Consider the following 24539-nt stretch of genomic DNA (forward strand, 5'->3'; position numbering starts at 1 on the left):
GCATCTCGCTCCGGCCGCACCATGTCTGGCGTGGTGAAGGCGCAGGACGACGCAGCGGAGGCGCGGGACGAGGGCAGGGGAGGCGCGAGCGTCGAGCCCGACGGCGGGCCGATCGACGTGCTGGTGGTCACGGCGCTGCAGGACGAGCTCGAGGGCGTGCTCGCGCAGGGCGGCGGCGCAGCGGCGTGGCGCGTCTTGCGGGATCTCGGCGGCTTCCGCTACTACCGGCGCACGTTTCCGAGCGCGCAAGGCGGGCCGCTCGCGGTGGCCGCGGCGTGGATCGGCGAGGCGGGCGAGCGCACGGCGGCGATCCGAGGGCAGCAGCTCGTGACCGAGCTCGACCCCGCGTGCCTCGCGATGTGCGGCATCTGCGCGGGCGATCCGGGCAAGGTGGCGCTCGGCGACGTGATCGTGGCCGACCGGCTCTACGGCTTCGATCAGGGCAAGCGCGTCGCGCCGCGGGGCGAGGGCGCGGAGCTCCTCCACGACCTGCGCACCTTCGATCTCGCGGCCACGTGGAAGATGGACGCCGCCTTCCTCGCGCGCGAGCTCGACCTCGCCGCGCTCTCCCGCGAGCGCCCGCCGTCGCGGGAGGCCCAGCAGCGGTGGCTCCTCGAGGCGCTCCACGCGCACGAGACCGAGGGCGGCCCCCCGCCGGTGGCGCACCCGGACCGGCGGCGCGCCTGCCCGGGGTGGACGGCGCGGCTCAAGGAGGCCGTGAAGGACGGGCTCGCCGCGACGAAGGGCGGCGCGCTGCGCCTCACGGACGCCGGGCGGGAGAGGGCGCTGGAGGAGCGGCTGCTCCACCCGGACGGGCCGCCGGCGGAGCCGCCGCTCCGCGTGCACGTCGGGGCGATCGCCACGGTGACGGCGGTGACGCAGGACCCGGGCGTCTGGGGCGATCTCCAGCGCGTGGTGCGGGGCACGCTGGGCCTCGACATGGAGGGCGCGGCGATCGGCGATCTCGCGGCGCGCTGCCAGAAGCGGTCGATCTTCATCAAGGCGGTGAGCGATCACGCCGACCTCGCCAAGGACGACGGCTTCCGCGCGTTCGCGTGCCGCGCGTCGGCGGCGGTGCTGCTCGCGTTCCTGCAGGAGCACCTCGATCCGGCGCCCCCGCCCGAGAGCGAGCGCTCGGGCCGGGGCGCGCCGGCAGAGATCGTCGAGCGCCGCGCGGAGGACGGCGACTGTGGCGAGCGCGGCGAGCGCGCGTTCGAGGACCGGCACGACGGCTTCCTGCAGCGCATCGAGCGCGTGGCGCTGCTGCGCGCGCCCGGCGCGACGGTGACGCGGCACAGCGCGCCGCCGCCGTTCGCCGGCGTGCTCGAGGTGGCGGCGCGCGACGGCTCGCTCGTCGACATGCGGGTGATCGGCGCCCTGGACCAGCCGATCACGGAGGAGCTCGTCGCGCGCTACGTGACCGACGTCGAGCGCCGGTTCCGGCAGCAAGATCCGCTGCTGCGTTCGACGCTGATCCACGCGGGCCCGCAAGCGCCGCCGGAGCTGGCCCAGCGCGCGTGGCGCCGAGGCGTCGCGCTGAAGAGCTTCTCCGAGTACCAGGGGCTCATCGATTTCGACCGGTACCTCGCGCGGCAGACGGACCGGATCGAGGCGGACCCGATCTACCCGCCGTGGCTCTACGTGGAGCAGCCGGCGGTGGTGAGCCTCGGTGATCGCGAGAAGAGCGCGACCGAAAGCGCGCTCGCGTCGCTGTGGGAGCTGCTCGACGCGCCTCGTCGGCGCTTCGTGCTGGTGCTCGGCGACTTCGGCGCGGGCAAGACGTTCCTGCTGCACGAGCTCGCGCGGCGGATGGCGCGGGACAAGCACCCGCTCGTGCCGGTGCTCATCGAGATGAGCCGGCTCGAGAAGCAGCGCTCGCTCAGCGTGCTCGTGGCGCAGCACTTCGCGCTCGCGGACGAGCCGGTCGACCCGCGCGCTTTCAACTACATGCTCGCCGAGGGTCGGATCGCGCTGCTCTTCGACGGCTTCGACGAGCTCGCTTTGCGGCTGACGTACGACCGGGTGCTCGAGCACTTCGAGACGGTGGTGCAGGCGACCGAGGGCATCGCGAAGGTGGTGGTGACCAGCCGGACGCAGCATTTCCTGGACGACCGACAGATCAAGCAGGAGCTCGCGCGGCGGGCGGAGCAGGTGCAGGGCTACCGGCTCGTGCAGCTCCAGGGCTTCGGGGAGCGGCAGATCCGGCGGTTCCTTGGCAACATGCTCCCCACCGCCGCCGAGGCCGAGGCGCGCTACCAGCTGCTCCACCAGGTCAAGGACCTGCTCGGGCTCTCGGAGAACCCGCGGATGCTCGGGTTCATCTCGAGGATCGAGGAGAGAAAGCTCCTCGAGGCCCGGGAGGGGACGGGGGAGATCACGGCGGCGAAGCTGTACGAGCTGCTCGTGGATCAGTGGCTCGACCACGAGCACCGGCGCGCGAACCCGCCGGGCGCGCCGCGCGGGATCTCGCGCGAGGCGCTCCGGGGGGCGATGACGGAGGTGGCGCGGCTGCTCTGGGATCGGCGGGTGCGCGCGGTCGGGATCGGCGACCTTCCGGACAGCCTGGTGAAAGGGGTGCAGCCGCTGGATGGGCAGCCGCTGGAGCGGGGGATCATCGAGTTCCTGATCGGCTCGGGATCGCTGCTCGTGCGGGACGCGGAGGGGGCGTTCTCGTTCGTCCACCGCTCGGTGCTGGAGTGGCTCGTGGCCGAGGCGGCGGCGCGGGAGGTGAAGAGCGCAGGCGACAGCGCGGCGCTCGCGGCCGACGAGATGAGCGAGCTGATGGTGGACTTCTTCGTGTCGCTGGCGGGGCGCGAGCGGGCGTCGGCGTGGGCGGCGCGGGTGCTGCGCGGGCCGGCCGACGGCCACGCGAAGGACAACGGGCTTCGGATCGCGCGGTGGCTGGTGAGGGGCGAGGAGGACGCGGCGGTCCTCGGGGACGACGAGATCGTGGTGGTGGAGGGCGTCAATCTGGCCGGGCACGATCTGAGCGGCCAGAACCTCAACTTCGTGGATCTTCGCAAGGCCAACCTCACGAGGGTCAACCTCACGAGCGCCACGCTGGTCGAGGCCGGGCTGGCCGGCGCCACGCTCGTCTCCGCGCGCCTCACGCGGGCCGATCTGAGCGGCGCCTTGCTGATGGGCGCCGATCTCCGGGGCGCGGACATGTCGTTTGCTCGTCTCGTGGGCGCGGACTTGACCGGCGCGGATCTCGAGGGGGCGGCGTTGCGCGGCGCCAAGCTGGTCGGCGCCCGCGGGGTGGACGTCGCGCCGCACGCGGCGCAGGGGGCGGCACGACCTCGGCCTTCCGGGGCTGATCTCGTGTGGATGCTGGCTTCGACGTGCAACACGGTGGTCTGGAGCCCGTCGGGAGATCTCCTGGCCACTGGCCATCACGACGGCTCGGTCCGGCTCTGGGATGCTGTCTCGGGTCAAGCGATACGGGGCATGTACGGGCATCTCGGCCCGGTGAACAGCGTTGCGATCAGCGCAGATGGCCGGACGCTGGCCTCGGGGTCGGATGACAGGACCGTGAGGTTGTGGGAGGTCGAGAGCGGGCGACCCCTCCGCGCCTTCGAGGGCCATGGCGCGTGGGTGATGAGCGTCGTGTTCAGCCCCGATGGCCGGACGCTGGCCTCGGGATCTTATGACAAGACCGTGAGGTTGTGGGAGATCGAGAGCGGTCGAGCCCTCCGCGCCATCGAGGGCCACGGCAACGCCGTGATGAGCGTCGTGTTCAGCCCCGATGGTCGGACGCTGGCCTCGGGGTCTTATGACAAGACCATGAGGTTGTGGGAGATCGAGAGCGGTCGAGCCCTCCGCGCCATCGAGGGCCACGGCAACGCCGTGATGAGCGTCGTGTTCAGCCCCGATGGTCGGATGCTGGCATCTGGCGCGGGTGACAGGACGGTGAGGTTGTGGGAAGTCGAGAGCGGTCGAGCCCTCCGCGTCTTCGAAGGTCATCGCGCCAGGATACTGAGCATCGCGTTCAGCGCTGACGGCAAGACGCTGGCCTCCGCGTCAGAGGACACGAACGTGAGGTTGTGGGAAGTCGAGAGCGGTCGAGCCCTCCGCGTCCTCGATAACCATTCCGCCTGGGTGGCGAGCGTGGTGTTCAACGGCGACGGCCGAACGCTGGCGTCGGGGTCGGGTGACGGGACCGTGAGGTTGTGGGAGGTCGAGAGCGGGCGAGCTTTCCGCGTCCTCGAGGGCCGTGGGACCAGGGTCATGAAGGCGGCGTTCAGCGCCGACGGCCGGACGCTGGCCTCTGGTTCCGGTGACGGGATCATCAGATTGTGGGAGGTAGAGAGCGGTCGAGCCCTCCGCGTCCTCGAAGGCCATGGGGACTGGGTGAGGAGCCTCGTGTTCAGCCCCGATGGTCGCACGCTGGCGTCGGGCTCAGGTGACATGACCGTGATGCTATGGGAGGTAGAGAGCGGTCGATCGCTCCGCGTCTTCGAGGGCAACGCCAGCGGCGTGATGAGCGTGGCGTTCAGCCCCGATGGCCGCACGCTGGCCTCGGGGGCGGGGGATGGGACCGTGTGGTGGTGGAAGGTGGAAGGCGACCGAGCCTTCCGCGTCCTCAAGGGCCATGGCGCCTGGGTGATGAGCGTGGCGTTCAGCCCCGATGGCCGGAAGCTGGCTTCGGGGTCAGGTGACAAGAGCGTGATGTTGTGGGAGGCGGGAAGCGGGCAAAAACTCCGTGTCTTCGAGGGCCATCTTGATACGGTGACGAGCGTGGCGTGGAGCCGCGGTGGACGGACGCTGGCCTCGGGATCGGGTGACAGGACCGTGAGGCTATGGAATGTCGAGAGCGGCCGGGTCCTGCGCGTCTTCGAGGGCCATGGCAATACGGTGTCGAGCGTGGCGCTCAGCCCGGATGGTCAGACGCTGGCTTCGGGGTCGGACGATACGAGCGTGAGGTTATGGGAGGCGGGGAGCGGTCGAGCGCTCCGCGCTCTCGAGGGCCACAAGGCTTCTGTGCAGAGCGTTGCCTTCAGCCCTGACGGCGCGCTCCTCGCTTCTGCCTCCACCGACGGCACCCTCCGCCTCTGGCACGTGGCCACCGGCCGCTGCCTCGCCATCCTGCTGCCCTGTCCCGAGGGCTGGGCCGCCTTCACCCCCGACGGCCGTTACCGGTTCGGCGGCGACATCGCCGGGTCCTTCTGGCACGTGATCGGCCTCTGCCGCTTTGAGCCCGGCGAGCTCGACCCCTACCTGCCGCGCCCCCTTCGCCTCCCCGACGGCGAGCCCCTCCTCTCGCTTCCGTCCGCCGGCACGCCCCCCGCGAACGGCGTGGCGCCGGCGGAAGACGCCTGAGTCCAGGCCGACGTGTCATGTCGCGCGCCGGCTGCGCCGCCCGCGGTCGAGCCGCTCCACGATCGGACGGCCGCGCACGAGGCGACGCCGCGCAACCTGCGCTGGCCATGACCGACAACCCAGGCCCGGCTCAGGGGCTGCCCGTCAGCCCCGGGGTATAGAGCTCGGCGGTCGGCCAGGTCCTCACGGCCTCGTAGCTGCTGCCGCCTGCCACGAGGACCTGACCGGTCGAGAGCAGCGTCGCGGTGTGCCAGTAGGCGGTGGTGCTCATCGAGCCTGCGTCTGTCCAGGTGTTCGTCTCCGGCTCGTACAGGTCGGTGCTCGCCAGGGCATGGGAGCCCTCCTCTTGCGGACGCGCGTGGCCTCCGTGAAGCGCGGACGGCGCGTTGTTGGCGAGCGGTGTGGCTCAGGCGGAAGTCGCGCGGCGCCGGCGACGCCTGGCGGCCTCTCAGGGCAGCCGGAACAGCGGGCGACCGTGCGGCAGGAACGGCCAGGGGATGGCGGCGAGGACGACGAGCAGCGCGAAGAGGACGCCGAGCGCCATGCGCCGGTGCTGCGTCGCGGGGTCCGCGGCGCGCTTCGCCCGCGCGGAGGCGACGTGGGCGATCGCCACCGCCAGGATCATGCCGAACGCGTGCTCGACGGCGAAGAAGCGCAGCGCGGCGATGGGCATGGAGGCCTTCAGCGCGGCCAGAGAGCTCGGCGTGATCGGGCTGAGCACGACGTAGAGCAGGACGCCGAGGAGGAACTGGGCGTCGAGCGAGCCGACGAACGCGGCGCCGAGCTTGCGATCGGTCTCGGTCCGCGGCGCGCGCTGGGCCCAGCCCCGGGCCGACCGCACCAGCGCCGCCAGCCCGAGCAGCAGGACGGCCCAGCGCAGCCACGAGTGCAATACGAGGACGATGGAATAGATCATGGTTTCTGCTTCCCGGCCGCGGTGCCGGCCTCGATGATGTACTGCGCCACGTCCGCGAGATCCGACGTGCGCATGCCCCGGAAACTGGGCATCGGGGGCACGTCGGTGCGCTTGCGGCCCGGGGTCACGGCCCAGCGGACGATGCCCTCGGGATCGGTTGTATACAGGCTCGCCATCTCGGTGAGCGGGGGGCCGACCAGCTTGGTGGACGGGGCATGGCACGCCGCGCAGTGGGTGGAGAACAGTGCCTTGCCCTGCTCGGCCCGGGGCGAGAGCGCGACGCCCTCGTCGGCGGGAGCAGGCCGCTTGCACGCGGCCACGAGCAGGGGCAGGGCGGCGAGGATCGACGACCATCTCATGCGGGCGGGCCGGAACGTAGCGCGCCGCTGCGCCGGGCGCATGCGACGCGGTGACGCACGGGATGAAATGTCCGTGCCCCGCGCGCCGCTATGCCGCCGCGCGCGCCGCCTTCCAGCCGGCCGCGAACGCCTCGATATGCTCCTTCAGATAGACGCACTCGCGCCGGACGACCCTCGACGCGAACACGTCCTGCATCAGCCTGTCGGCGATCTTCCCCAGGAAGCGGAGGTTGAGCGAGCCGCGCAGCTCGTCGGAGAGGAGCGTCGCGCCGCCGGGCAGCGGCTTCAGCCGGTACTGGGAGGAGTGCGGGAAATTGCTCCTCGGCGCCTCGAGATCGGTCTCGACCCAGCCGATCCCGGTCCCCTCCTCCCAGTGGGTCACCCGCGCGCCGCGCGGCTCCGGGGCGCTCCCGAAGAACGAGTGCTCGATGATCACGCACGTCCCCTTGCCCCGGCGCTGGTCGGTCTCGAAGCGCATCGCCACGTGGAAGTCGTTCACCTTCATCAGGCGCTCGAGATCGCTCATCCACGCCCACGCGATCTCGATCGGCGCCTCGATACGGATGCTCTCCTGGATGTACAGCAATGGAACCTCGCTCTTGTCCGCCGGATCCGGCGTGGTCACGGTAGCACGCTCGACGACCTGCCCGCCTCGCTCCTCACCCGGGCGGCGCAACCCCGACCAGCGCGTCGGGCCGGCACGTCAGCCCCGCCGCCGCGCGCTGGGCCGCCCGGGCGCGGGCGCGCGCATCCCGGGCTCCCTCCCGCGCGTTCCAGGGTAAGCTGTGGGCCGGATTCATCATGTCCCGCTCTCCCATCCCGACCTGGTGCTTCGCCGTGGTGCTGGTGAAGCTCGGGGACCGCTTCCTCCTGGTGCACGAGCGCAAGCACGACCAGCTCTGGTACCTGCCCGCGGGTCGGGCCGAGCCCGGCGAGACGTTCGCGGAGGCGGCGCGCCGCGAGGCGCTCGAGGAGACGGGCGTCCCCGTGAAGCTGCAAGGCATCCTGCGCATCGAGCACAGCCCGAGCTCGCTGCAGGCGCGCTTGCGGGTGATCTTCCTCGCGCGCCCCGCCGACGACACGCCGCCCAAGCGCGAGCCGGACGAGCACTCGCTCGAGGCGCGCTGGGTCACGCTGAAGGAGCTGAGGGCCCTGCCGCTGCGCGGCCCCGACGTCGAGCCGCTCTGCCGCGACGTGCTGGCGGGGGCGCCGGTGTTCCCGCTGTCGCTGCTCGGTCCCGAGGGGGAGCCGCTCCTCTGAGCTGGCGCGTGAGCTGGCGCGCTCTGCGCGAGGGCGGCCCCGGCGACCGGCGCGGCCCCGCCGCTCAGATCTGGCCGCTGGCCTTCCACCGCTCGAAGCAGCGCCCGGTGAGCGTCTCGAGCTCGGCGAACAGCGCGGGATCGCTCGTCTTGAAGTTGAAGCACGACTTGCCCTGCATGCGCTTCTTGAGCGCCGGGCTCACGTCGCCGAGCAGCTCGGGGTGCGCGTAGATCGGCATGAGGTAGAAGCTCGTATAGGCCCGGCCCGCCCGCGCCGCGCCGAAGAACAGCGGCTTCCCGTTCGGCGCTTTCGTGCGCGTGTCGAGGTAGTAGTTGTCGGGCGTGTCGTGCACGACCACGAGGTCGCGCGCGCGCCGCTTGAGGATGCTCCGCAGCGCCTCGAAGACGTTGGCGTCGCCCCTGGCGACTGCGCCTCTCGTCGCCTGCGCGGCGCCGGCGCCCGTCTTCGGCTTCGCCTTCGTCGCGGCCGCGGGCTTTGCGCCCTTCGTCGCGGCCGCGGGCTTCGCGCTCTTCGTCGCGGCCGCGGGCTTCGCGCCCTTCGTCGCAGGCGCCGCCTTCGTCGCCCTGGCCTTCACGGAGCCAGCGGCCTTCGTGGTCGTCCCCTTCGCCGTCGTCTTCTTCGCAGTGGCCACGTTCGAGCCTCCTGCGCCGAGGGTACACAGCGCGGCCGGCGCTTGCCTATCGCGCTTGCGCGGATCTGCGCGGACGGCGCCTCGACTCCGCCTACAGCTTCAGCTTCATCCCCTGGTGGCTCGCCACGAAGCCGAGCCGCTCGTAGAAGCGGTGCGCGCGCAGCCGCGTCTTGTTCGAGGTGAGCTGCACGCGGAAGCACCCCCGCCGCCGCGCCTCGTCGATGGCCCAGCGCATCATCGCCTCGCCGATCCCGCGGCTGCGCAGGCTCGGGTCCACGATCACGTTCTCGACCTGCGCCACCCGCCCTCCGTGGTTGGCCACGTACTGGATGATGGTCAGGTGGAATGCCCCGACCACGCGCCCCTCGACCTCCGCGACGAGCAGCGCGTTGTCCGGATCCTCGGCGATGGCCGCGAGCGCCTCGCGGTAGCGCGGATCGAGCGGCGGACCGGGGTGGTCTGTCTTCACGTTGCCCTCGTCGGGGATCGAGAAGAGGTGGACGACCGCCGGCAGGTCCGCCTCGACGGCGCGCCGGATGGTGGGTACGAGCTGCGGCTGGCTCACGCCCGCATTCTGCCCCATCGCGCGGCGGCGCCGCGAGGAAACTTCAGGCTCTCGTCCTTCTCTAGGCCTCTGGCATTCTGGTGCCTTCCCCGTGAGTCGTCTGGACACGGCCAGTCGTGCCGTGCAGAGTCAGCGCACCACAACGTCGACGCAGAGGACGATGTAGATGCGCGTGATCAATACAGCCGGCATCCCCGCGATCGAGTACCTCAAGACAGATGAGCGCACTCTGCTGGGGCTTTTCAAGGATTTCCGGAAGCACGCGGAGCTCTCGGCTTTCCTGCCAGAAGCTTGTCGCCTGTCCTTGAGGTGGATACGCCTCGGGCCGGAACAGCCGTTCACGACTCGTGAGCTCCCGACGAGAGGCATGCTCGTCGTCACCGACGGCTCCGGCGAGGTCATCGGGGAATCGCCCCGGGAGATCCAGGCGGGAGACGTCGTGCTCGTCCCTCCCGGCGGGCTGCGCGGGCTCGTGGGCGGAGCGCCAGGCGGGCTCTCCGCGATATCCATCCATTTCGAGGGAGAGGGCGCCCGCTGGGACACGCCGTGCCTGTGCGCGGCGCCCGCGCCGGGCGGCCAGGTCGAGGGCCCTTCGGGCGTAGCCGCGCTGGATCGCCTCCTCGAGGAGAACGAGGTCCATGCGCGGGAGTTCGCCGGCAGCCCCCTGATGCAGCTGCTCCGGTCCGAGCGCGCGCGCGGGGACGAGGTGAAGCGGCGGATGCTCGGCGCGCTCCAGATCTGGTCGGACGCGTTCCAGAAGGTGCTCTGCGCCCGGGTCGTGTTCGAGTCGCACCCGGCGGCCAGCGCGATCGCCGAGCGCCACCTGGCCGACGAGGTCGGGCACAACCGCCGGCTCGCGCGGATGCGCGGCCCGTCGCGCTCGCCGTCCTGGGATCGCGGCATCGCCGCGGCGTCGTCCTGGTTCATCGAGCGGATGGGCTCGGCGTCCACCGAGGAGCGCACCGTCCTCGTCCACTTCGTCATCGAGCGCTGCGCCGACATCCTCCTCAGCGCCGCCCAGGCGGTCTTCCCCGACGTGGACTATTTCGCCATCCACGCCCAGCTGGACGCCGATCACTTCAGGCTGGGGTACGAGCTCCTGAAGAGCTTCCCCGGCCTGGACATCGCCCCGCTCCGCGGCGCGCTCACCGAGGGGTGGCAGATGATGAACATGATCTGCCAGCGCATCAACGACATCGCCGAGGGCAGCGACGCGGCGCTGGATCTGCCGGCGGCCTGCGATCTTGCCGGCGATTCATCGCGCGAGCTCTCGATAGCTCCTGCCGCGGAGTGAGGTGCGCGGGAGCTGTGATGAGGTGAAGAGGGAGAGACGAACCACAGAGGCACAGAGGGCACAGAGCACAGAGAAGAGAAGAAAACTTCGTTCTTATTCTCTCTCTCCTCTGTGCCCTCTGTGGTTCATTCTCTCTTCGTGATCCCGGTACGACCCGGGACGGGACGCTAGCTCGCGGCCTTGACCACGTCGGTGATGCCCTGGACGCTCTTCGCGCTCTTCGCGAGCATCTCCTTCTCTTCGGCGGTCAGCGGCAGCTCGACGATCTTCTCGGCGCCCTTGCCGCCGATGATGACCGGCACGCCCATGTAGATGTCCTTGTAGCCGTACTCGCCGTCCAGGTAGACGGCGGCGGGGAGCAGCCGCTTCTGGTCGAGCAGGTAGCTCTCGGCCATCACGACGGCGCTCGAGGCGGGCGCGTAGTAGGCGCTCGTCCCCATGAGCTGCACGATCTCGCCGCCGCCCTTGCGCGTCCTCGCGATGAGCGCGTCGAGCTTCTCCTTGCTGATGAGCTCGGTCGCGCGCACGCCGTTGATCGTGCACGCCGACGGGATCGGCACCATGTCGTCGCCGTGGCCGCCGAGCACCATCGCGCGCACGTCCTTCACGGACACGTTCGCCTCGCGCGCGAGGAAGAGCTGGAAGCGCGCGCTGTCGAGCACGCCCGCCATGCCGAGCACGCGCTCGCGCGGGAAGCCCGTGCGGCGCTTGAACTCGTACACCATCGCGTCGATCGGGTTCGAGATGACGATCACGAGCGCGTTCGGGCAGTGCTCCTTGGCGCCGTCCGCCACGCTGCGGATGATCGGGAGGTTCGTCGCGACGAGGTCGTCGCGGCTCTGGCCCGGCTTGCGCGGGATGCCGGCCGTGACGATGAGGACGTCGGCGCCGGCGCAGTCGGCCCAGCTCGAGGTCCCCTTGATCGAGGCGTCGTAGCCGAGGACGGCGCCGTTCTGCTCGAGGTCGAGCGCCTTGCCTTTCGCGAAGTCGGTCTTCTGGGGGATGTCGAACAGCACGACGTCCCCGAGCTCCTTGCGCGCGATGAGGGCCGCGAGCTCCCCGCCGATGTTCCCGGCGCCAATGAGGGCGATCTTCTTTCGGTTGGCCATGCGCGGCCCTTTACCACCCCGCCGGCCGGGGACCAACGGGGCTCCCGGGCCGGGCGCGGGGGAGGGAACTCGGCCGGCGCCTTCGAAACCTGTCGACTCGGCCCCGGAGGCCGGGTAAGCCGCGCCCCATGGTCACCGAGGACGATCTGCGCACCGCGCTCGGCAGGGTGCTCGAACGCACCTCGCTCGCGGGCCCCTTCGCCCGCTACGAGGGCAAGGTGCGGGACTGCTACACGACGCCGGACGGCCGGCGCCTGCTCGTCGTCACCGACCGCATCAGCGCCTTCGACCGCGTGCTCGGCACGCTGCCGCTCAAGGGCCAGGTGCTGAACCGGCTCTCGGCCTTCTGGTTCGAGCGCACGCGCGACGTCGCGCCGAACCACATGCTCTCGCAGCCCGACCCGAACGTCCTCGAGGCGATCGAGTGCACGCCGCTGCCGGTCGAGATGGTGGTGCGCGCCTACGTGACGGGCGTGACCTCGACGAGCATCTGGACGCACTATGCCCGCGGCGAGCGTGTCTTCTGCGGCCACCGGCTCCCCGACGGCCTCCGCAAGAACGAGCGCCTGCCGCGGCCCATCCTGACCCCGAGCACCAAGGCGCCGAAGGGCGGCCACGACCTCTCCGCCTCGCGCGACGAGATCCTCGCCCTCGGGACGATCGCGCCGCGCGACTTCGACGCCGCCGCCGAGATGGCCCTCGCGCTCTTCGAGCGCGGCGCGCGCCTCTGCGCGGACCAGGGGCTCATCCTGGTCGACACCAAGTACGAGTTCGGCAAGGACCGGAGCGGGAACATCGTCGTCATCGACGAGATCCACACCCCCGACTCGTCCCGCTTCTGGTTCGCGTCCTCCTACGCCGATCGCTTCGCCGCGGGCGAGGACCCGGAGTCGTTCGACAAGGAGTACGTGCGCCGCTGGCTCGCGGCGCGGGGCTTCCAGGGCGACGGGCCGATCCCGCCGATCCCGGACGAGATCCGGATCGAGGCGTCTCGCCGTTACATCGAGGCGTTCGAGCGGATCACCGGCGCGGCCTTCATCCCCGATCTCGAGGACCCGGCCGTGCGCATCCCGCGCAACCTGGGAGTGTAGGCGGGCGCGGCCGCGCCCGTCGTAGCGTCGCGCGAAGAGCGCTTGGAGCAAAGCCAGTGAAAGCCGTCGTCACCGTCCGATTGAAGAAAGAGGTCCTTGATCCGCAGGGCGACGCCGTGAAGCGCGCGCTCACCTCGCTCGGGTTCCCGGGCGTCAAGGGCGTGCGCGTGGGCAAGCTGATCGAGATCGAGCTCGATCCGTCGCTCGGCAGCGCGCCCGATCTCGAGGCGCGGCTGAAGAAGATGGCGGACGAGATGCTGGCCAACACGGTCATCGAGGACTACGAGGTCACGCTCGCGCCGTAGCCGCTAGCCCGTGGCGCGCGCGCGCGGCTCAGGCCTCGGGCGCCACGAGCTTCTTCGCCCAGAGGATCGCGTCCTTGCGGGCGCGGCCGACGACGAGGTGGCGCGCCAGCACGGCCGAGCGGCGGAAGCCGTTCGCGAGCAGGGCGGCGCACAGCTCCTGGTCGTCCGCGGGGGCGAAGGTGAACGTGCTCACGGCCTTCTCCTGGACGAGGCGCTCGCAGAGGGCGCCGATCGCCGCCGTGGTGGCGAGCCGCTCCGACTCGTGGCGCGGCGAGCAGAGGATCTCCAGGAACGAGTTGCCGAAGCACGACTGCATCTCCCACGCCGCGTGGAGGCTGAAGCCGCCGCGCGCGGACAGCGCGTAGCCCGTCCGCACCGCGTCGCGCCCGAACGGCTCGAAGCCCGTGAGCGCCCGCCCCGCCCGCTGCGCGGCCGCGACGGCGCGCCGCAGCTCCGGGCCGCTCGCCGGCGCGATCTTGATCGCGGGCAGCGGCCGCCCCTCGCTCTCCCGGAGCAGCCGCCGCGCGCGGGCGATCGTGCGCTCCGCGAGCAGCACCGCCGGTGAGCCCGCCTTGCCCTCGCCCTCGGCGCCGTCCTCGTCGTCGCCCTGCTCGCGCATCTGTGACGACATCTCGGACACCACCGCCCCGAGGATCCACGCGTCGCTGCGCTTGTAGAAGCCGGGGATCGACCCTTCCCGGACGAACCCGAGGCGCGTCCACGTCGGCACCTCGTCGCGCTCGACGAGGGTGAAGATCTTCTCGACCCCCTCGCGCTTCGCGGCCGACAGGACGAAGTTCCGCTTGGATGGGGTCGGCCCCGCGCGGAAGTCGATGATGCGGAGCGTCCGGTGCCGTCGATTGACCAGCAGGCAGAGCGACACAGCGTCGTTCCGGAACAGGAGCTCGTCGACACCGCTGCTCGACGTCGAAGACAGGTTTGTCGCTGCCATACCCCTCGTGCTCGGCGCGGGCGTGATGCCTCGGGTCACGCCGCCATTGCAGACTTGCAAATTGCAAATCTGAAATGCCCCGTAGCAGCCGGCGGCGACAGCGTCAACGATCCGGCGGCGCCGTGGAAACCGGGGGAACCGGGGTAGGGGCGCGGTCGCGGTGGGGCGCGGGCCGTTAGGGGGGCGTGGCGAGCCGGCTCGCGTCCGCCGGCTTGACCCCGAGCGCCAGGAGCGCCTCCTTGAGCTTGGCGCGCTGGAGGGAGATGCGGGTCGGCATGCCGCCGGAGATCTTGAAGGTCTCGAGGAAGTTCACCCCGCTGTCGAAGCGGGCGGCGAACGTGATGCTGTCGTTGTCCACGACGACCGAGATCGGCGCGCGCTCCTGCCCGATGAGGAGGAGCAGCGTCTTGTCGTACGACCCGCCTCGCTGCGATGCGTCGACGAGGACCACGCCCGGCTCGACGCGCTCGTAGCGGAGCGCGATCCGGCGGGTCTCGGCCTCCATGGCGGCGAGCTCCGCGCCGGCCTGGTCGATGGGGGTCCAGAGCGACGGGTCGGAGAGCCCTGACGCGAGGTGCCGGACGATGAGGCCGAAGAGGGCCTGATCGCGGGGGCGGGCGCGGAGGGCGCGGTCCATGCGGGTGGCGGCCGGGCCCGGGACGCCGATGCGGGTGTCGATGGCGCGCGCGTCGTCGTCGCAGCCGGGGTACGGCTCGACGCCGCCGCGCATCCACTTGGCGCCGCTGGCGAGGCCGTCGAAGTCGACGTGGCAGACGAGGGTGTCGACGCGCCCGGCGCGGGCGACGACCTCGGGGGTGATCATCTCCGGGCAGGCGCCGTGCTCCGCCTTGGTCGACAGGACGAAGCGGGGGTCGCCCGCGAAGCGCGCGTGGTGGGCGCTGTCGTGGTGGTCGACCCAGGCGGCGAGCCGCGGCCCGAGCTCCTGGATGAGCGGGAGCGTGACCGTCTCGAAGCTCTTGCCCCCCGCCTCCGAGGCGAAGGCGATGTCGAGCACGGCGACGTTGCCGCGCAGGTCGCGCGCGCGCGGGAGCTTGCGGGGGGAGGCGAAGGCGAGATCGAATCCGTGCATGGCGTGGCTTCCCGGGGAGTCAGGTACGGTCGAGCCGGGTTGCCTGACGTGTGGCGGCGTGTCGGCGAGCGCCCTGCTCAATACACCCGAAATGCCTGAAGCGCTGCGAGGTAGGACCTTTCTCGGGCGACGCCTGAATGATCCGCTAGGATAATCCGACCAACGGCAGGGACGGCTCGGCGCGCCGGGCGGTCCTGCAGTACGCCGCCGCGCCCGCCGCGCAGGAGGCCGGCGGCTCCAGGGAGACTCGACACGAGGGACCGCGCGTGCGAACGCCACCAGCGCGGGGCTGCCGGCTTACGTCGGAGGAAGTGGATGAGAAGCGACGTTCTGGGACTTGGTCTTCTGGCTCTTGGGGCGGTGCTCTGCGGCGCGGGGCTCCCGGGCGCGGCGGCCGTCTCCGAGGCGAGGGCAGAGCCCGGTCAGGTGGCGGTCTCGGCCGCCCAGGTGACCGGGGCGACCGCGCAGGTGACCGGGGCGACCGCGCAGGCGGTGTCCGGGCCGACCTGCAAGCTGAAGGGGACGGCGCCGGTGAACAAGGGCGCCCGGCTCTACGACGCGCCGAGCGGCGGCCGGACGATCGCGAACTTCACTGGCGCGCTGGCGCCGATGACGCTGAGCGCGATCCCGGCGGACCCGGCGTCGGGCCGGGCGAGGCTGAGCACGTCCGACGGCTCGCCGACGCTGCGGCTCGACGGCTACATCGCGCCCACGGACGTCGCGGTGTTCACGACGCGCGACATCCCCGTCATCAGCGGGCACATCTGGATCTCGAGCGCGCAGAAGGTGAAGCTCGTCGCGGCGACGGGCGACTCGCTGCGCGCGGAGCTGGCGATCTCGGGGTCCGAGGGGCAGACGGCGAGGGCCTCGGCCCCGTGCGACGCCTTCGCGCTGCAGCGCGGCGCGCCCATGAAGATGGAGGTCCCCGGCAGCGCCCGCGGCTACCTGATGAAGACGTCGACGATCGAGCTCTTCGATCGCCCGAACGGCGACGTGATCTTCACGCTGAAGATGCTCGAGGGGACGGCCCAGCTCTTCTGGAGCACGGAGGCGAAGGCCGGCTTCGTCCACCTGATGTCGCGGGGCGATCTGACGGTCGACGCCTGGGGGCGGCTCAAGGATCTGGAGCCGCTGAAGAAGGGCGAGCTGATGGACCAGTACATCCCGCCGACGACCGCGGTGGCCGGGGCGCAGCTCGCGCTCGACAAGGCGCCGCCGATCGTGAAGGCCACGAGGGCGATCCCGATCCGCGCGCGGCGCGACGAGAAGGAGCGGCCGGTGGGCGAGATCGAGGCCGGCGCGGAGATCTACCTGCTCGAGACGGTGGCCGGCTGGACGAACGTGCTCCCGAAGGCGCTCGGCATGACGCCGCCCGACGAGGGCGGCTTCTGGATCCCCGCCGCGGAGACGCCGAAGTAGCGAGGACGCGGCGGGGCGCGGCGGGGTGGGTCGACCGACGCGCCGCAGCGACGGGGGCGGGCCTCCGTGGCGCCATGCTCGAGGGGTTCAACTCTCGAGCGCACCGCTGCGCGACGCGACTACGATGGCCCACATGAGCAGATCGCGGTTTCGTTCCCGGTGGCTGCGCGCGAGCGTCACGGCTGGCGCCGTCGCGGCCTCGTCGACCTGGCTCGGCGACGCCGCCGCGCAGGTAGCGCCCGTGGTGCTCCCTCCGGCGGCGGGCCAGCAGGCGCTCGCCGTCCGCATCGACGCGCGCGGGATCACCGCCCGCGCCTGTCCCTCGGCGGCGGCGTGCGCGCCCGACGGCGGCAAGGTCCTCGCCGTGCCGCCCGAGGTCGCGCCGCTGCTCGGCGGCGCGCGCGTCGCGCCGGTCGCGCTGGCCGACGGCAAGCGCCTCGCGAAGATCGAGGCGCCCGCCTCGGGCGCGCCGTCCGGCGCGCGGGCCGGCGATGTCGCGAGCGGGTCGTGGGTGATGCTGCTCGCCGCGCCGCTCGCGGGGAAGGGGGCAGAGCCGCTCGTGCTCTGGAGTGGCTGGACCGGCGTCGCCACCGGGGAGCACGGCGAGGGGCGGAGCGACGCCGTCGTCGTGGAGCCGCTCGGCAACGGCAGCCGCGTGCTCGTCGGGCAGCTCCGCGACGACGTGACGATCTGCGGGCGCCCGGCGCTGGTCGGGGCGAGCGAGGTCGATCCCCGGACGATGACGCTCCTGAAAGGGGCGAGCTTCCAGAACCTCCCGGCCGAGGAGCGGCGCGCGGCGGGCAAGGTGACCGCGGAGCGCCGCGAGGCCGACGCGGCGGCGCCCGGCTTCCGGCTGCTGCGGCCCACCGCGGCCTCGAGCGCGGTCGGCAAGCGCTTCGCGGAGATCGCCGACGGCGACCCGAAGACCGCGTGGTCCGAGGGCAAGGCGGGCGCGGGCCGGGGCGAGTTCGTGTCGTTCTCGTCGGCGGACGAGGTCGGGATCACGGGCTTCGGCCTGCGCATCAAGCCGATCGACGGCGTGGAGGGCGGCGCCGCGCCGCGCACGCTCTTCGTGGCGACGCCCGATCGGCTCTTCCAGGTGAGCCTCCCCGAGGACGCGTGGGTCAAGGAGTCCGCCGGCTACGAGGTGAAGCTGCCCGAGGAGATCAGGGCCTCGTGCGTCGCCGTCGTCCTCGACGAGGCGTTCGCGCCGCGCGGCGCGCAGGCGGGGGAGCGGGGCGCGCCGTCCGCGCCGGAGGTGCGCGTCACGATCGCCGAGGTCACGGCGCGCACGGCGTTCGACGGGCAGGCCCCGGCGGCGCTCGTCGGCGCGCTCGCGGGCGGCGGCGAGCGCGCCAGGGCGGCGGCGGCGCTGCTCGCGCGCAGCGGGCCGGAGGCGGTCGAGGCGGCGATCGCCGGCTACGACAGGCTCGACCCCGCGGGCAGGCAGCTCGCGGCGGGCGTGATCGACACGGCGCCGTGCGCGGCGCAGATCCCGTTCTTCACCGCGCGGCTCGCGTCCGGCGCGGCGGCGGCCCCGCCGCGGGGCGCCCGCCGCGCCGCGCCGCCCGGGCCCGATCCCGAGCTCCACCACGCGCGCGACCGTATCCGCCGCTGCGGGCGCGCGGCCGCGCCGGCGCTCGCGGAGATCGTGAAGGGCGGCGCGCCCGCGGCCAGGGTGATGGCGGCGCGCGAGCTCGCGCTCGTGGCGCCCGCCGAGGCGGTGCCGGCGCTGCTCGACGCCCTCGCGGCGGCGCGCGGCGCGACGCGGAAGGAGCTCCGGGCCGCGCTCGCGCTGGCGGCGCGCAGCGAGCGGGCGGCGCCCGTGGTCGAGGAGGAGGTGCAGCTCGATCGCCTGCGCGCCCGCCCCGAGGACGCGCAGCTCGACCTGCTCCGCGCGCTTGGGCCGTCGCTCGGGCGGGTGAGGGGCGGCGGCGCGGCGTTCCAGGCGCTCGCCTCTGCGGCGGGCGCCCCCTTCGAGCGGCGCTACCTGCTCCAGGCGCCCGCGGCGGCGCTCGCGCGCGCGGGCGAGGCGCCGGCCGAGGCCTACCTGCGCGCCTCGCTCCGGAAGGACGCGGACGCCCACGTCCGCCTCCGCGCCGCCGAGGTCGCGGCGGACGTGCCGTCCCTCGCGCCGGACCTGCTCGCGGCGGCCTCCGATCCGGACGTGCGCGTGCGCGAGGCGGCGGTCGTGGCGCTCTCGCGCGCGGCCTCCGCCGGGGCGAAGCTGCCGGCCGGCGCGGCCGAGGCGCTCGCGGCGCGGCTCGCCTCGGACCCGTGGACGTTCATCCGCGGCGGCGCCGCGCTCGCGATCGGCGCGATGCCCGCGACGCCGGCGGGCGACCGGGCGCTCGTGGGGGCGCTGGCCGACAGGTCGCCCGAGGTGCGCCGGCACGCGCTCGACGGCCTCGGCGCGCACCGGGCGACGGCGCACATCGAGGCCGTGCGCGACAGGGCGGAGGACAAGGAGGAGGACATCGAGGTGCGCGCGCGGGCGATCCTCGCGCTCGGGGCGATGTGCGACGCGAGCTCGGTCGACCTGTGGACGCGGCTCGCGCTCCAGGCGAAGGCGCCGATGGGCGAGCGCGATCAGCGGCTCGGCTCGGCGGCGCTCGCGGCGCTCGGGGCCGTGCACCCGGCGGATCTGCCCGCGCGTCTCAAGCCGCTCCTCGACAAGGACACGCCGCACGGCCTGCGCGAGACGGCGCGGGCCGCGCTCGCCGCGACGCCGCAGTGCCGCCGGTGAGCGCGCGCGTCACCTCGCGCCGCGGCCGGTCCGCCGCGGCAGCACGGCGCGCGCGCGCGCGATCCACTCCGTGAGCGAGGTGGCGTCCTGGGGGACGGCGTCGAGGTCGGCGTCCTCGGCGACGCGCACCATGGCGGCGCCGTCGTCCGGCATCATCCCCTTCGCGGCGAGCATCGCCTGCGCCCTGAGGGGCGAGAGCTCCTCGGTCGCCCTCTCCCCGAGGAGCGCGAGGATCCACCCCGCGAGCGCCGGCACGGCCACGCCGCCGATCACCTCGGGCGGCGCGGACAGGCTCGACGACACGCGACGGATGCCCTCCGCGACCGCCTCGCGGCGCGCCGGATCGCGGTCGATGTCGCGCGAGAACGCGAGCACGTCGCACCCCGCCTCCTTCGCGTCGAGGGCCGCGCCGAGCACGTGGCGCGTGTCCTCGTGGGCCGCGCCGCGCGCGTTGTACTTCCGGATGCTCCTCCACTCGCGGGCGCCGCCGACGACCCACCCGTTCGGCTGGACGCGGGAGAGCAGGGTGAAGAGCACGCCGGGGCGCTTGTCGGACTGGAAGGCGGGCGCTCCGGCGCGGCTGCCGAGCTCGTTCTCACCTTCGCCGACCAGGAAGACCCTGGTCTTCTCGGGCGGCTTCATCACGGCCGCGGGCCTCCTCCGAGCAGCGGCGCCTCGTCCGCGCCGTTGGCGTAGCTGAGCCAGAGCTCGCCCAGCGCGTACACCCTCGCGCGATCCTCGAAGCCCGGCGTGCCCAGGATGCGCGTGGCCTTCATCCCCTGCTCGCCCGCGCGGGTGACCACCGTGACCTCCTCCGGCTGGAGCTCGTTCACCACGAGCGGGCTGTGCGTCGCGAGGACGACCTGGGTCTTCTCGGAGAGGATGCGCAGGGCGCGCATCACGTCGGCGATGCGCGCGGGGTGGAGCCCGCGCTCGGGCTCCTCGACGAGGAGCAGGGGCGTCGGATCGAGGTGCGGCAGCGCCGCGAAGGCGAGGTAGTAGAGCATGCCCTCGCTCATGAGCGCCGCCGGGACGACGGCGCCGCCCTCGAGCTTCACGCCGATGGCCTTCGTGGTGGGGCTCGGGTTTCCCAGGTGGATGCTCCTCACGCTGGGGAACAGGCGCGTGAGCTCCTCGTTCAGCTCGATGTAGGCCGGCAGGTCGCGGCTGATGATGGCGTCGTAGACCGCCGGCAGGCCGGCGCCGCGCTCGTCGGCGAAGCCGAGCGGCTGCCCGTCGGGGATCAGCGGGTGCGGGGACCGGAGCGCGTCGGGGTCGAGGCGGAGCACCTGGGTTCCGCGCAGGGCCTGGACGATGTCCGGCGCGGGCCGTTCAGGGCCCGTCCCGCCGGTCGTGACATCGTCCTCGTCGGCGTCGTCGAGCAAGGAGGGGGGCTCCAGGTCCCTGGGGAACGACGTGGTGCGCGCCCGCCCCTCGGCGTCGAGCTCCACGCGCCACGTCGTGCTCGCCGCCGACACCTCGAACACCGGGCCGCCCGGGCCTTTGCTCGAGCTCGCCGGGGCGCCGCGCCCGAGCGCGTCGGGCGCCGGCGCCCCGAGCGCCCGATCGAGCACCGAGGAGAGGGTCCGCAGCGCCCGCAGCACGGTGCTCTTGCCGCTGTCGTTGGGCCCGACGAGCGCGTGCAGCGGCGTGAGCTGCAGCGTCGCGTCCTGCACGCACCCGTAGCCCTGGATGCGGAGCTGCTCGACATGGGGTCGGTCCATCGAGGTCGACGCCAGCATACCTGCGCGCTCGCCGGCGACAAACTTGGCCCACCCTCGTCCGCCCCTCTACGCCGCGGACATGCGCCGCCTCTCGCCGATCGCGCTCCTCCTCGTCGCGCTCGCCGTCCCCGTCGCCGTCGGCCTCGGCGCGCGGGACGCCAGCGCCAGCGTCGCCTACGAGTCGCCTTACACCTTCGAGCAGACCTTCGGCACGGCGCTGCGCCTCGTCCGCGTCGATCTCGGCTTCAAGCTCGTCGAGAAGGATCCCTCGAACGGCTACCTGCTCTTCGAGTACCGGAGCCCGGAGAGCGGCAGCCGGGTGACGCAGGGGGCGATCGAGATCGTGAACGGCGGCGCCGGCGTGCACGTCGCCGTGCAGCTCCCGGCGATGCCGCAGTACCACGAGCAGGTGCTCCTCGACGGCCTCGTGAAGAAGCTCGCCGCCGAGCACGGCGACCCGCCGAAGAAGGCGCCCCCGCCGCCGGCCGACGCGGGCGCGCCCTCCCCCGACGCGGGCGCCCCCTAGCCGGAGCGCCGCACGTACTCGAAGTCGACCGGCTTGCCCTTGAGGCCCTTCGCCGGCGCCGCGATCCAGTTCGCCATCTGCTTCGGATCGAACACCGGCCTCTCCATCAGGCTCTTCACGTACGCCTCGTCGCCCGCGGTCGGCAGCCACTCGTCGCGCCGGCGCTCCCACGCCTCCTTCGAGATCGGGTTGCCGTCGACGTCGAAGTGGAGCCCCGCGTAGATCCCCGAGCTCCGGTGGAAGCGCCGGCTCGGCAGCCTCAGCCTGAACGAGACGCCGGACTCCTCGATCACCCGGTTCATCTTGTCGATCCCGCGCTGCGAGTCGCTCACGTACTCGTCGCGCAGCACCTCGTTCATCGCGTTCCGGAGCGGCACCTCCTCGCGCCGCCACCCGGACAGCGCGCCCCCGGCCGCCGCGATCGGCACCTCCATCGCGTACACGCCCTCGAGCGCCCGGTGATCGCCGTACGACTCCTCCTTCGCGCGGCCCTTCACGCTCGACGCGAAGAACGACGCCGCGTTCGACGAGATCTCCCCGCCGAACAGATCGAGCGACAGCGAGTACCAGAGGTTCAGGTACTTCTGCATCGTCGGCAGATCGATGCCCCCCTCGGCGCGCGCGTCCTCGTTCTTGTTGCGCTTCATCAGCTCACACGTGCGCTGGCAGATACGGAGCAGCCCCGTCTCGCCGACGAACATGTGGTGCGCCTCCTCGGTCAGCATGAACCGCGTCGTGCGCGACAGCGGATCGAAGCCGCTCTCCGCCAGCGCCAGGAGCTGGTACTTGCCGTCGCGATCCGTGAAGTAGGTGAACATGAAGAACGAGAGCCAGTTCGTGCACGGCTCGTTGAAGGCGCCCAGGATCCGCGGCTTGTCCGGATCGCCGCTCCGCCGCTCCAGGAGCGCCTCCGCCTCCTCGCGGCCGTCGCGGCCGAAGTGGCTGTGCAGCAGGTACACCATCGCCCAGAGGTGCCGCCCCTCCTCGACGTTCACCTGGAACAGGTTCCGCAGGTCGTAGACGCTCGGGCAGCTCTGGCCGAGCAGCCGCTGCTGCTCCACGCTCGCCGGCTCCGTGTCCCCCTGCGTCACCACCAGCCGGCGCAGCATGTTTCGCAGCTCCCCCGGCACCTCCTGCCACGCCGGCTCGCCCAGGTGATCGCCGAAGCCGATCTTCCGATCGGGCACCGGATCCGCGAGGAAGATGCCCCAGCGGTACTCCGGCATCTTCACGTAGTCGAAGTGCGCCCACCCCTCGTGATCGACGCTGATCGCCGTGCGCAGGTACACGTCGTCCGCCTGGAAGCCCGCGGGCCCCGTCTCCCGCCACCAGTCGATGAACTTCGGCTGCCACGCCTCGAGCGCGCGCTGGAGCTTCCTGTCCGACGCGAGGTCGACGTTGTTCGGGATCCTCTCCGAGTTGATGACTGCGCTCACGTCCGCCTCCAGTCGAATTCGGGGCGCTCCGGGCGCCCGTACACGGTCAGCGCGCCCCGCGGTCCCACCGCGTTGGGACGCTGGAAGATCCAGTTCTGCCAGGCCGACAGCCGGGAGAAGATCTTCGTCTCCATCGTCTCCGGCCCGCAGAAGCGCAGGCTCGCCTCCATCCCGGTCAGCGCGTCGGGCGACAGGCTCACGCGCTCCTCGATCGCGAGCCGCACCTCGTCGTCCCAGTCCATCGCGTCCGGCGTGAAGGTGCAGAGGCCCTCCTCCAGCGCCTCCTCGGCGGACAGCAGCCCCGTCTTCTCCTTCAGCGCCGCGACGCGCTCCGGCGCGGCCAGGAAGCGCGACGCGAGCCGCGTCAGGCCGTTCGACATCACGAGCGGACCGAAGTTCAGCGCGCTCAGGGCGATCGCCGCGGGCTCCGCGCCGTCCTCCCCCCCGTCGAGCATGTAGGACCGGTCCGCCGCGAGGGCGAGCTCGAACAGGCTCCCCGCGAAGCACGAGCCCGGCTCGATCAGCGCGAACACGCTGCGCGCCGTCAGGTCGAGCCGCTTGAGCACGCGCCGCATGTGGAGCAGGACCTCCTTCACGAACCAGTCGTCCCGGTTCGCCCACAGCGCCTCGTCCGCGGCCCGCACCGCGTCCGGCGAGCCGCTCGTCCTGAGGAGGACGAGCCCCACCGCCGGGTGGTTGAAGCGGAGGTCGAGCAGCGCGTCGTCGAGCTCGCGGAACGCGCGCAGCGCCCACAGGTCCGCGCCCGCCCGGCGCATCCCGGCGGCGTCCGACGGCCCGCCGCCGTCCGGCCCGAGCACGCGGATCTCCGCCGTCCGCGCGGCGCGGTCGACCTTCAGCGAGACGTGGCGGTACGCGCAGGTGGAGACGTCGCCCTTCTCCTCGCGCCGCGCCTCCAGCGGGGCGAGCTTCACCCCGGGCCCCTCCCTGTCCGGCGTCGCCGCCGCGAGCTCGGCGGCGCGCTGCGCCACCGCCTGGTCGAAGCGGCTCTTCGGGATCGCGCGGTCGACGAGGCCCCACTCCTGCGCGCGCTTGCCGCGCACCCCTTCGGCCAGGGTCGAGAAGACGTCCGCGATGTCGCGCCGCACCTTGCGCTTGTCCACGAGCCGCGTGAGCCCCCCCGTCCCCGGGAGCACCGCGAGCAGCGGCGTCTCCGGGAACGACACCGCGCTGCTCCCGTCGTCGCAGAGGAAGATCTCCTCGCACGCGAGGGCGAGCTCGTACCCCCCGCCCGAGGCGACGCCGTTCAGCGCCGCGAGGTAGCGCTGCCCGCTCTCGGCGCACGCCTCCTCGAGCGCGAGCCGCGTCTCGTTCGTGAACTTGCAGAAGTTGACCTTGAAGGCGTGCGTCGACGACCCGAGCATGTAGATGTTCGCGCCCGCGCAGAAGATCCGCGGCTGCGCGCTCGTCATGACCACCGCCTTCACCTCGGGGTGCTCGAAGCGCAGCCGCTGCACGATGTCCGCGAGCTCGATGTCGACCGCGAGGTCGTAGCTGTTCAGCTTGAGCTGGTAGCCGGGCCGCACCGGCGCTTCCTCGTCGACGTCCATCGCCACGCGCGCGATCGCCCCCTCGAACGAGAGCTTCCAGTGCCTGTAACGCCCCGGCTCCGTCTCGAAGCGGAGGGGCGCGCCCTCGCCGGGCGAGCCCTCGTCCCGGGCTCTGGTCTGCGGCGCTGCCGCCGCGGCAGGAGGAGAGGTGGTCGCTTCCATGCGCACGAGCCCACCACCCTGGAGCGCCTTCGTCAAGCACTATAGT

20 protein-coding genes and 1 pseudogene are annotated in these 24539 nt (G+C 72.5%); 8 read left to right on the forward strand and 13 right to left on the reverse strand.

All coding sequences use genetic code 11. From position 1 onward, the window contains the following. The first annotated feature begins 21 nt into the window (after positions 1-21). On the forward strand, positions 22-5319 hold the full coding sequence (locus tag WME96_RS05985) for a pentapeptide repeat-containing protein (RefSeq protein ID WP_437289207.1): 5298 nt from the start codon (positions 22-24) through the stop codon (positions 5317-5319). Positions 5320-5449: 130 nt separating this feature from the next. Here WME96_RS05985 and WME96_RS05990 read toward each other — a convergent pair. The 4 genes and pseudogenes from WME96_RS05990 to WME96_RS06005 form a co-directional block, all read right to left on the reverse strand. Further along, positions 5450-5680, reverse strand: a pseudogene (locus WME96_RS05990) (kelch repeat-containing protein); the annotation flags it as partial. An 87-nt stretch (positions 5681-5767) separates the two neighbouring features. Then, positions 5768-6235 (reverse strand): hypothetical protein, encoded by a 468-nt coding sequence (locus WME96_RS05995; protein ID WP_437289208.1) that lies wholly within the window; start codon positions 6233-6235, stop codon positions 5768-5770. Then, positions 6232-6594 (reverse strand): c-type cytochrome, encoded by a 363-nt coding sequence (locus WME96_RS06000; RefSeq protein ID WP_437289209.1) that lies wholly within the window; start codon positions 6592-6594, stop codon positions 6232-6234. The genes WME96_RS05995 and WME96_RS06000 overlap by 4 nt, the downstream gene beginning before the upstream one ends. A gap of 88 nt (positions 6595-6682) precedes the next feature. Further along, positions 6683-7219, reverse strand: a complete 537-nt coding sequence (locus tag WME96_RS06005) for an SRPBCC family protein (protein WP_437289210.1) — start codon at positions 7217-7219, stop codon at positions 6683-6685. 176 nt (positions 7220-7395) lie between these two features. Here WME96_RS06005 and WME96_RS06010 point away from each other — a divergent pair, with 176 nt between their 5' ends. Further along, positions 7396-7854 carry an NUDIX domain-containing protein gene (locus WME96_RS06010; RefSeq protein ID WP_437289211.1) on the forward strand — a complete coding sequence of 153 codons (459 nt, stop codon included), beginning with the start codon at positions 7396-7398 and terminating at the stop codon, positions 7852-7854. 64 nt (positions 7855-7918) lie between these two features. Here WME96_RS06010 and WME96_RS06015 read toward each other — a convergent pair whose 3' ends face one another. Both WME96_RS06015 and WME96_RS06020 read right to left on the reverse strand, forming a co-directional pair. Beyond that, positions 7919-8506, reverse strand: coding sequence for a hypothetical protein (locus WME96_RS06015; RefSeq protein ID WP_437289212.1), 588 nt, complete (start codon positions 8504-8506; stop codon positions 7919-7921). 91 nt (positions 8507-8597) lie between these two features. After that, positions 8598-9071 (reverse strand): N-acetyltransferase family protein, encoded by a 474-nt coding sequence (locus WME96_RS06020; RefSeq protein ID WP_433934007.1) that lies wholly within the window; start codon positions 9069-9071, stop codon positions 8598-8600. Positions 9072-9438: 367 nt separating this feature from the next. Between WME96_RS06020 and WME96_RS06025 the strand changes: the two genes are divergently transcribed. Beyond that, a complete protein-coding gene (locus WME96_RS06025; RefSeq protein ID WP_437289213.1) occupies positions 9439-10365 on the forward strand; it encodes a hypothetical protein in 927 nt (308 codons plus the stop codon). A 167-nt stretch (positions 10366-10532) separates the two neighbouring features. On the opposite strand, the gene mdh is transcribed toward WME96_RS06025, so the two are convergent. Next, positions 10533-11474 (reverse strand): malate dehydrogenase, encoded by a 942-nt coding sequence (gene mdh / locus WME96_RS06030; RefSeq protein ID WP_437289214.1) that lies wholly within the window; start codon positions 11472-11474, stop codon positions 10533-10535. 128 nt (positions 11475-11602) lie between these two features. Between mdh and WME96_RS06035 the strand changes: the two genes are divergently transcribed. Both WME96_RS06035 and purS read left to right on the forward strand, forming a co-directional pair. Next, positions 11603-12565: a phosphoribosylaminoimidazolesuccinocarboxamide synthase gene (locus tag WME96_RS06035; RefSeq protein WP_433934011.1), complete on the forward strand. Its 963-nt coding sequence runs from the start codon at positions 11603-11605 to the stop codon at positions 12563-12565. Positions 12566-12621: 56 nt separating this feature from the next. Further along, positions 12622-12870 (forward strand): phosphoribosylformylglycinamidine synthase subunit PurS, encoded by a 249-nt coding sequence (purS, locus tag WME96_RS06040; RefSeq protein ID WP_061609813.1) that lies wholly within the window; start codon positions 12622-12624, stop codon positions 12868-12870. A 28-nt stretch (positions 12871-12898) separates the two neighbouring features. Here the strand turns inward: purS and WME96_RS06045 are convergent, their stop codons facing one another. Together WME96_RS06045 and WME96_RS06050 are read right to left on the reverse strand one after the other, a co-directional pair. Further along, positions 12899-13822, reverse strand: coding sequence for a hypothetical protein (locus WME96_RS06045; RefSeq protein WP_437289215.1), 924 nt, complete (start codon positions 13820-13822; stop codon positions 12899-12901). Positions 13823-13997: 175 nt separating this feature from the next. Continuing rightward, positions 13998-14912: a hypothetical protein gene (locus WME96_RS06050; RefSeq protein ID WP_061615363.1), complete on the reverse strand. Its 915-nt coding sequence runs from the start codon at positions 14910-14912 to the stop codon at positions 13998-14000. Positions 14913-15227: 315 nt separating this feature from the next. On the opposite strand from WME96_RS06050, the gene WME96_RS06055 reads away from it, so the two are divergent. Together WME96_RS06055 and WME96_RS06060 are read left to right on the forward strand one after the other, a co-directional pair. Next, entirely contained in the window at positions 15228-16331 is a 1104-nt protein-coding gene (locus WME96_RS06055) for a hypothetical protein (protein ID WP_437289216.1), read from the forward strand. A gap of 133 nt (positions 16332-16464) precedes the next feature. Next, positions 16465-19077, forward strand: coding sequence for a HEAT repeat domain-containing protein (locus WME96_RS06060; RefSeq protein WP_437289217.1), 2613 nt, complete (start codon positions 16465-16467; stop codon positions 19075-19077). Positions 19078-19086: 9 nt separating this feature from the next. Here the strand turns inward: WME96_RS06060 and WME96_RS06065 are convergent, their stop codons facing one another. Both WME96_RS06065 and WME96_RS06070 read right to left on the reverse strand, forming a co-directional pair. After that, positions 19087-19719 (reverse strand): hypothetical protein, encoded by a 633-nt coding sequence (locus WME96_RS06065; protein WP_437289218.1) that lies wholly within the window; start codon positions 19717-19719, stop codon positions 19087-19089. Next, the gene (locus WME96_RS06070; RefSeq protein ID WP_437289219.1) at positions 19719-20801 is read right to left on the reverse strand and encodes an AAA family ATPase; all 1083 of its coding nucleotides are present in this window, start codon (positions 20799-20801) and stop codon (positions 19719-19721) included. The genes WME96_RS06065 and WME96_RS06070 overlap by 1 nt, the downstream gene beginning before the upstream one ends. A 79-nt stretch (positions 20802-20880) precedes the next feature. Here WME96_RS06070 and WME96_RS06075 point away from each other — a divergent pair, with 79 nt between their 5' ends. Then, positions 20881-21327: a hypothetical protein gene (locus WME96_RS06075; RefSeq protein ID WP_437289220.1), complete on the forward strand. Its 447-nt coding sequence runs from the start codon at positions 20881-20883 to the stop codon at positions 21325-21327. Here WME96_RS06075 and boxB read toward each other — a convergent pair. After that, the gene (gene boxB, locus WME96_RS06080) at positions 21324-22763 is read right to left on the reverse strand and encodes a benzoyl-CoA 2,3-epoxidase subunit BoxB (RefSeq protein WP_437289221.1); all 1440 of its coding nucleotides are present in this window, start codon (positions 22761-22763) and stop codon (positions 21324-21326) included. The genes WME96_RS06075 and boxB overlap by 4 nt on opposite strands. Then, positions 22760-24493, reverse strand: coding sequence for a 2,3-epoxybenzoyl-CoA dihydrolase (gene boxC, locus WME96_RS06085; protein ID WP_437292280.1), 1734 nt, complete (start codon positions 24491-24493; stop codon positions 22760-22762). Before boxC ends, boxB begins: the two co-directional genes overlap by 4 nt. Positions 24494-24539 lie beyond the last annotated feature (46 nt).

This window comes from Sorangium sp. So ce406, from assembly GCF_051474675.1.
Lineage (GTDB): Bacteria > Myxococcota_A > Polyangia > Polyangiales > Polyangiaceae > Sorangium > Sorangium cellulosum_G.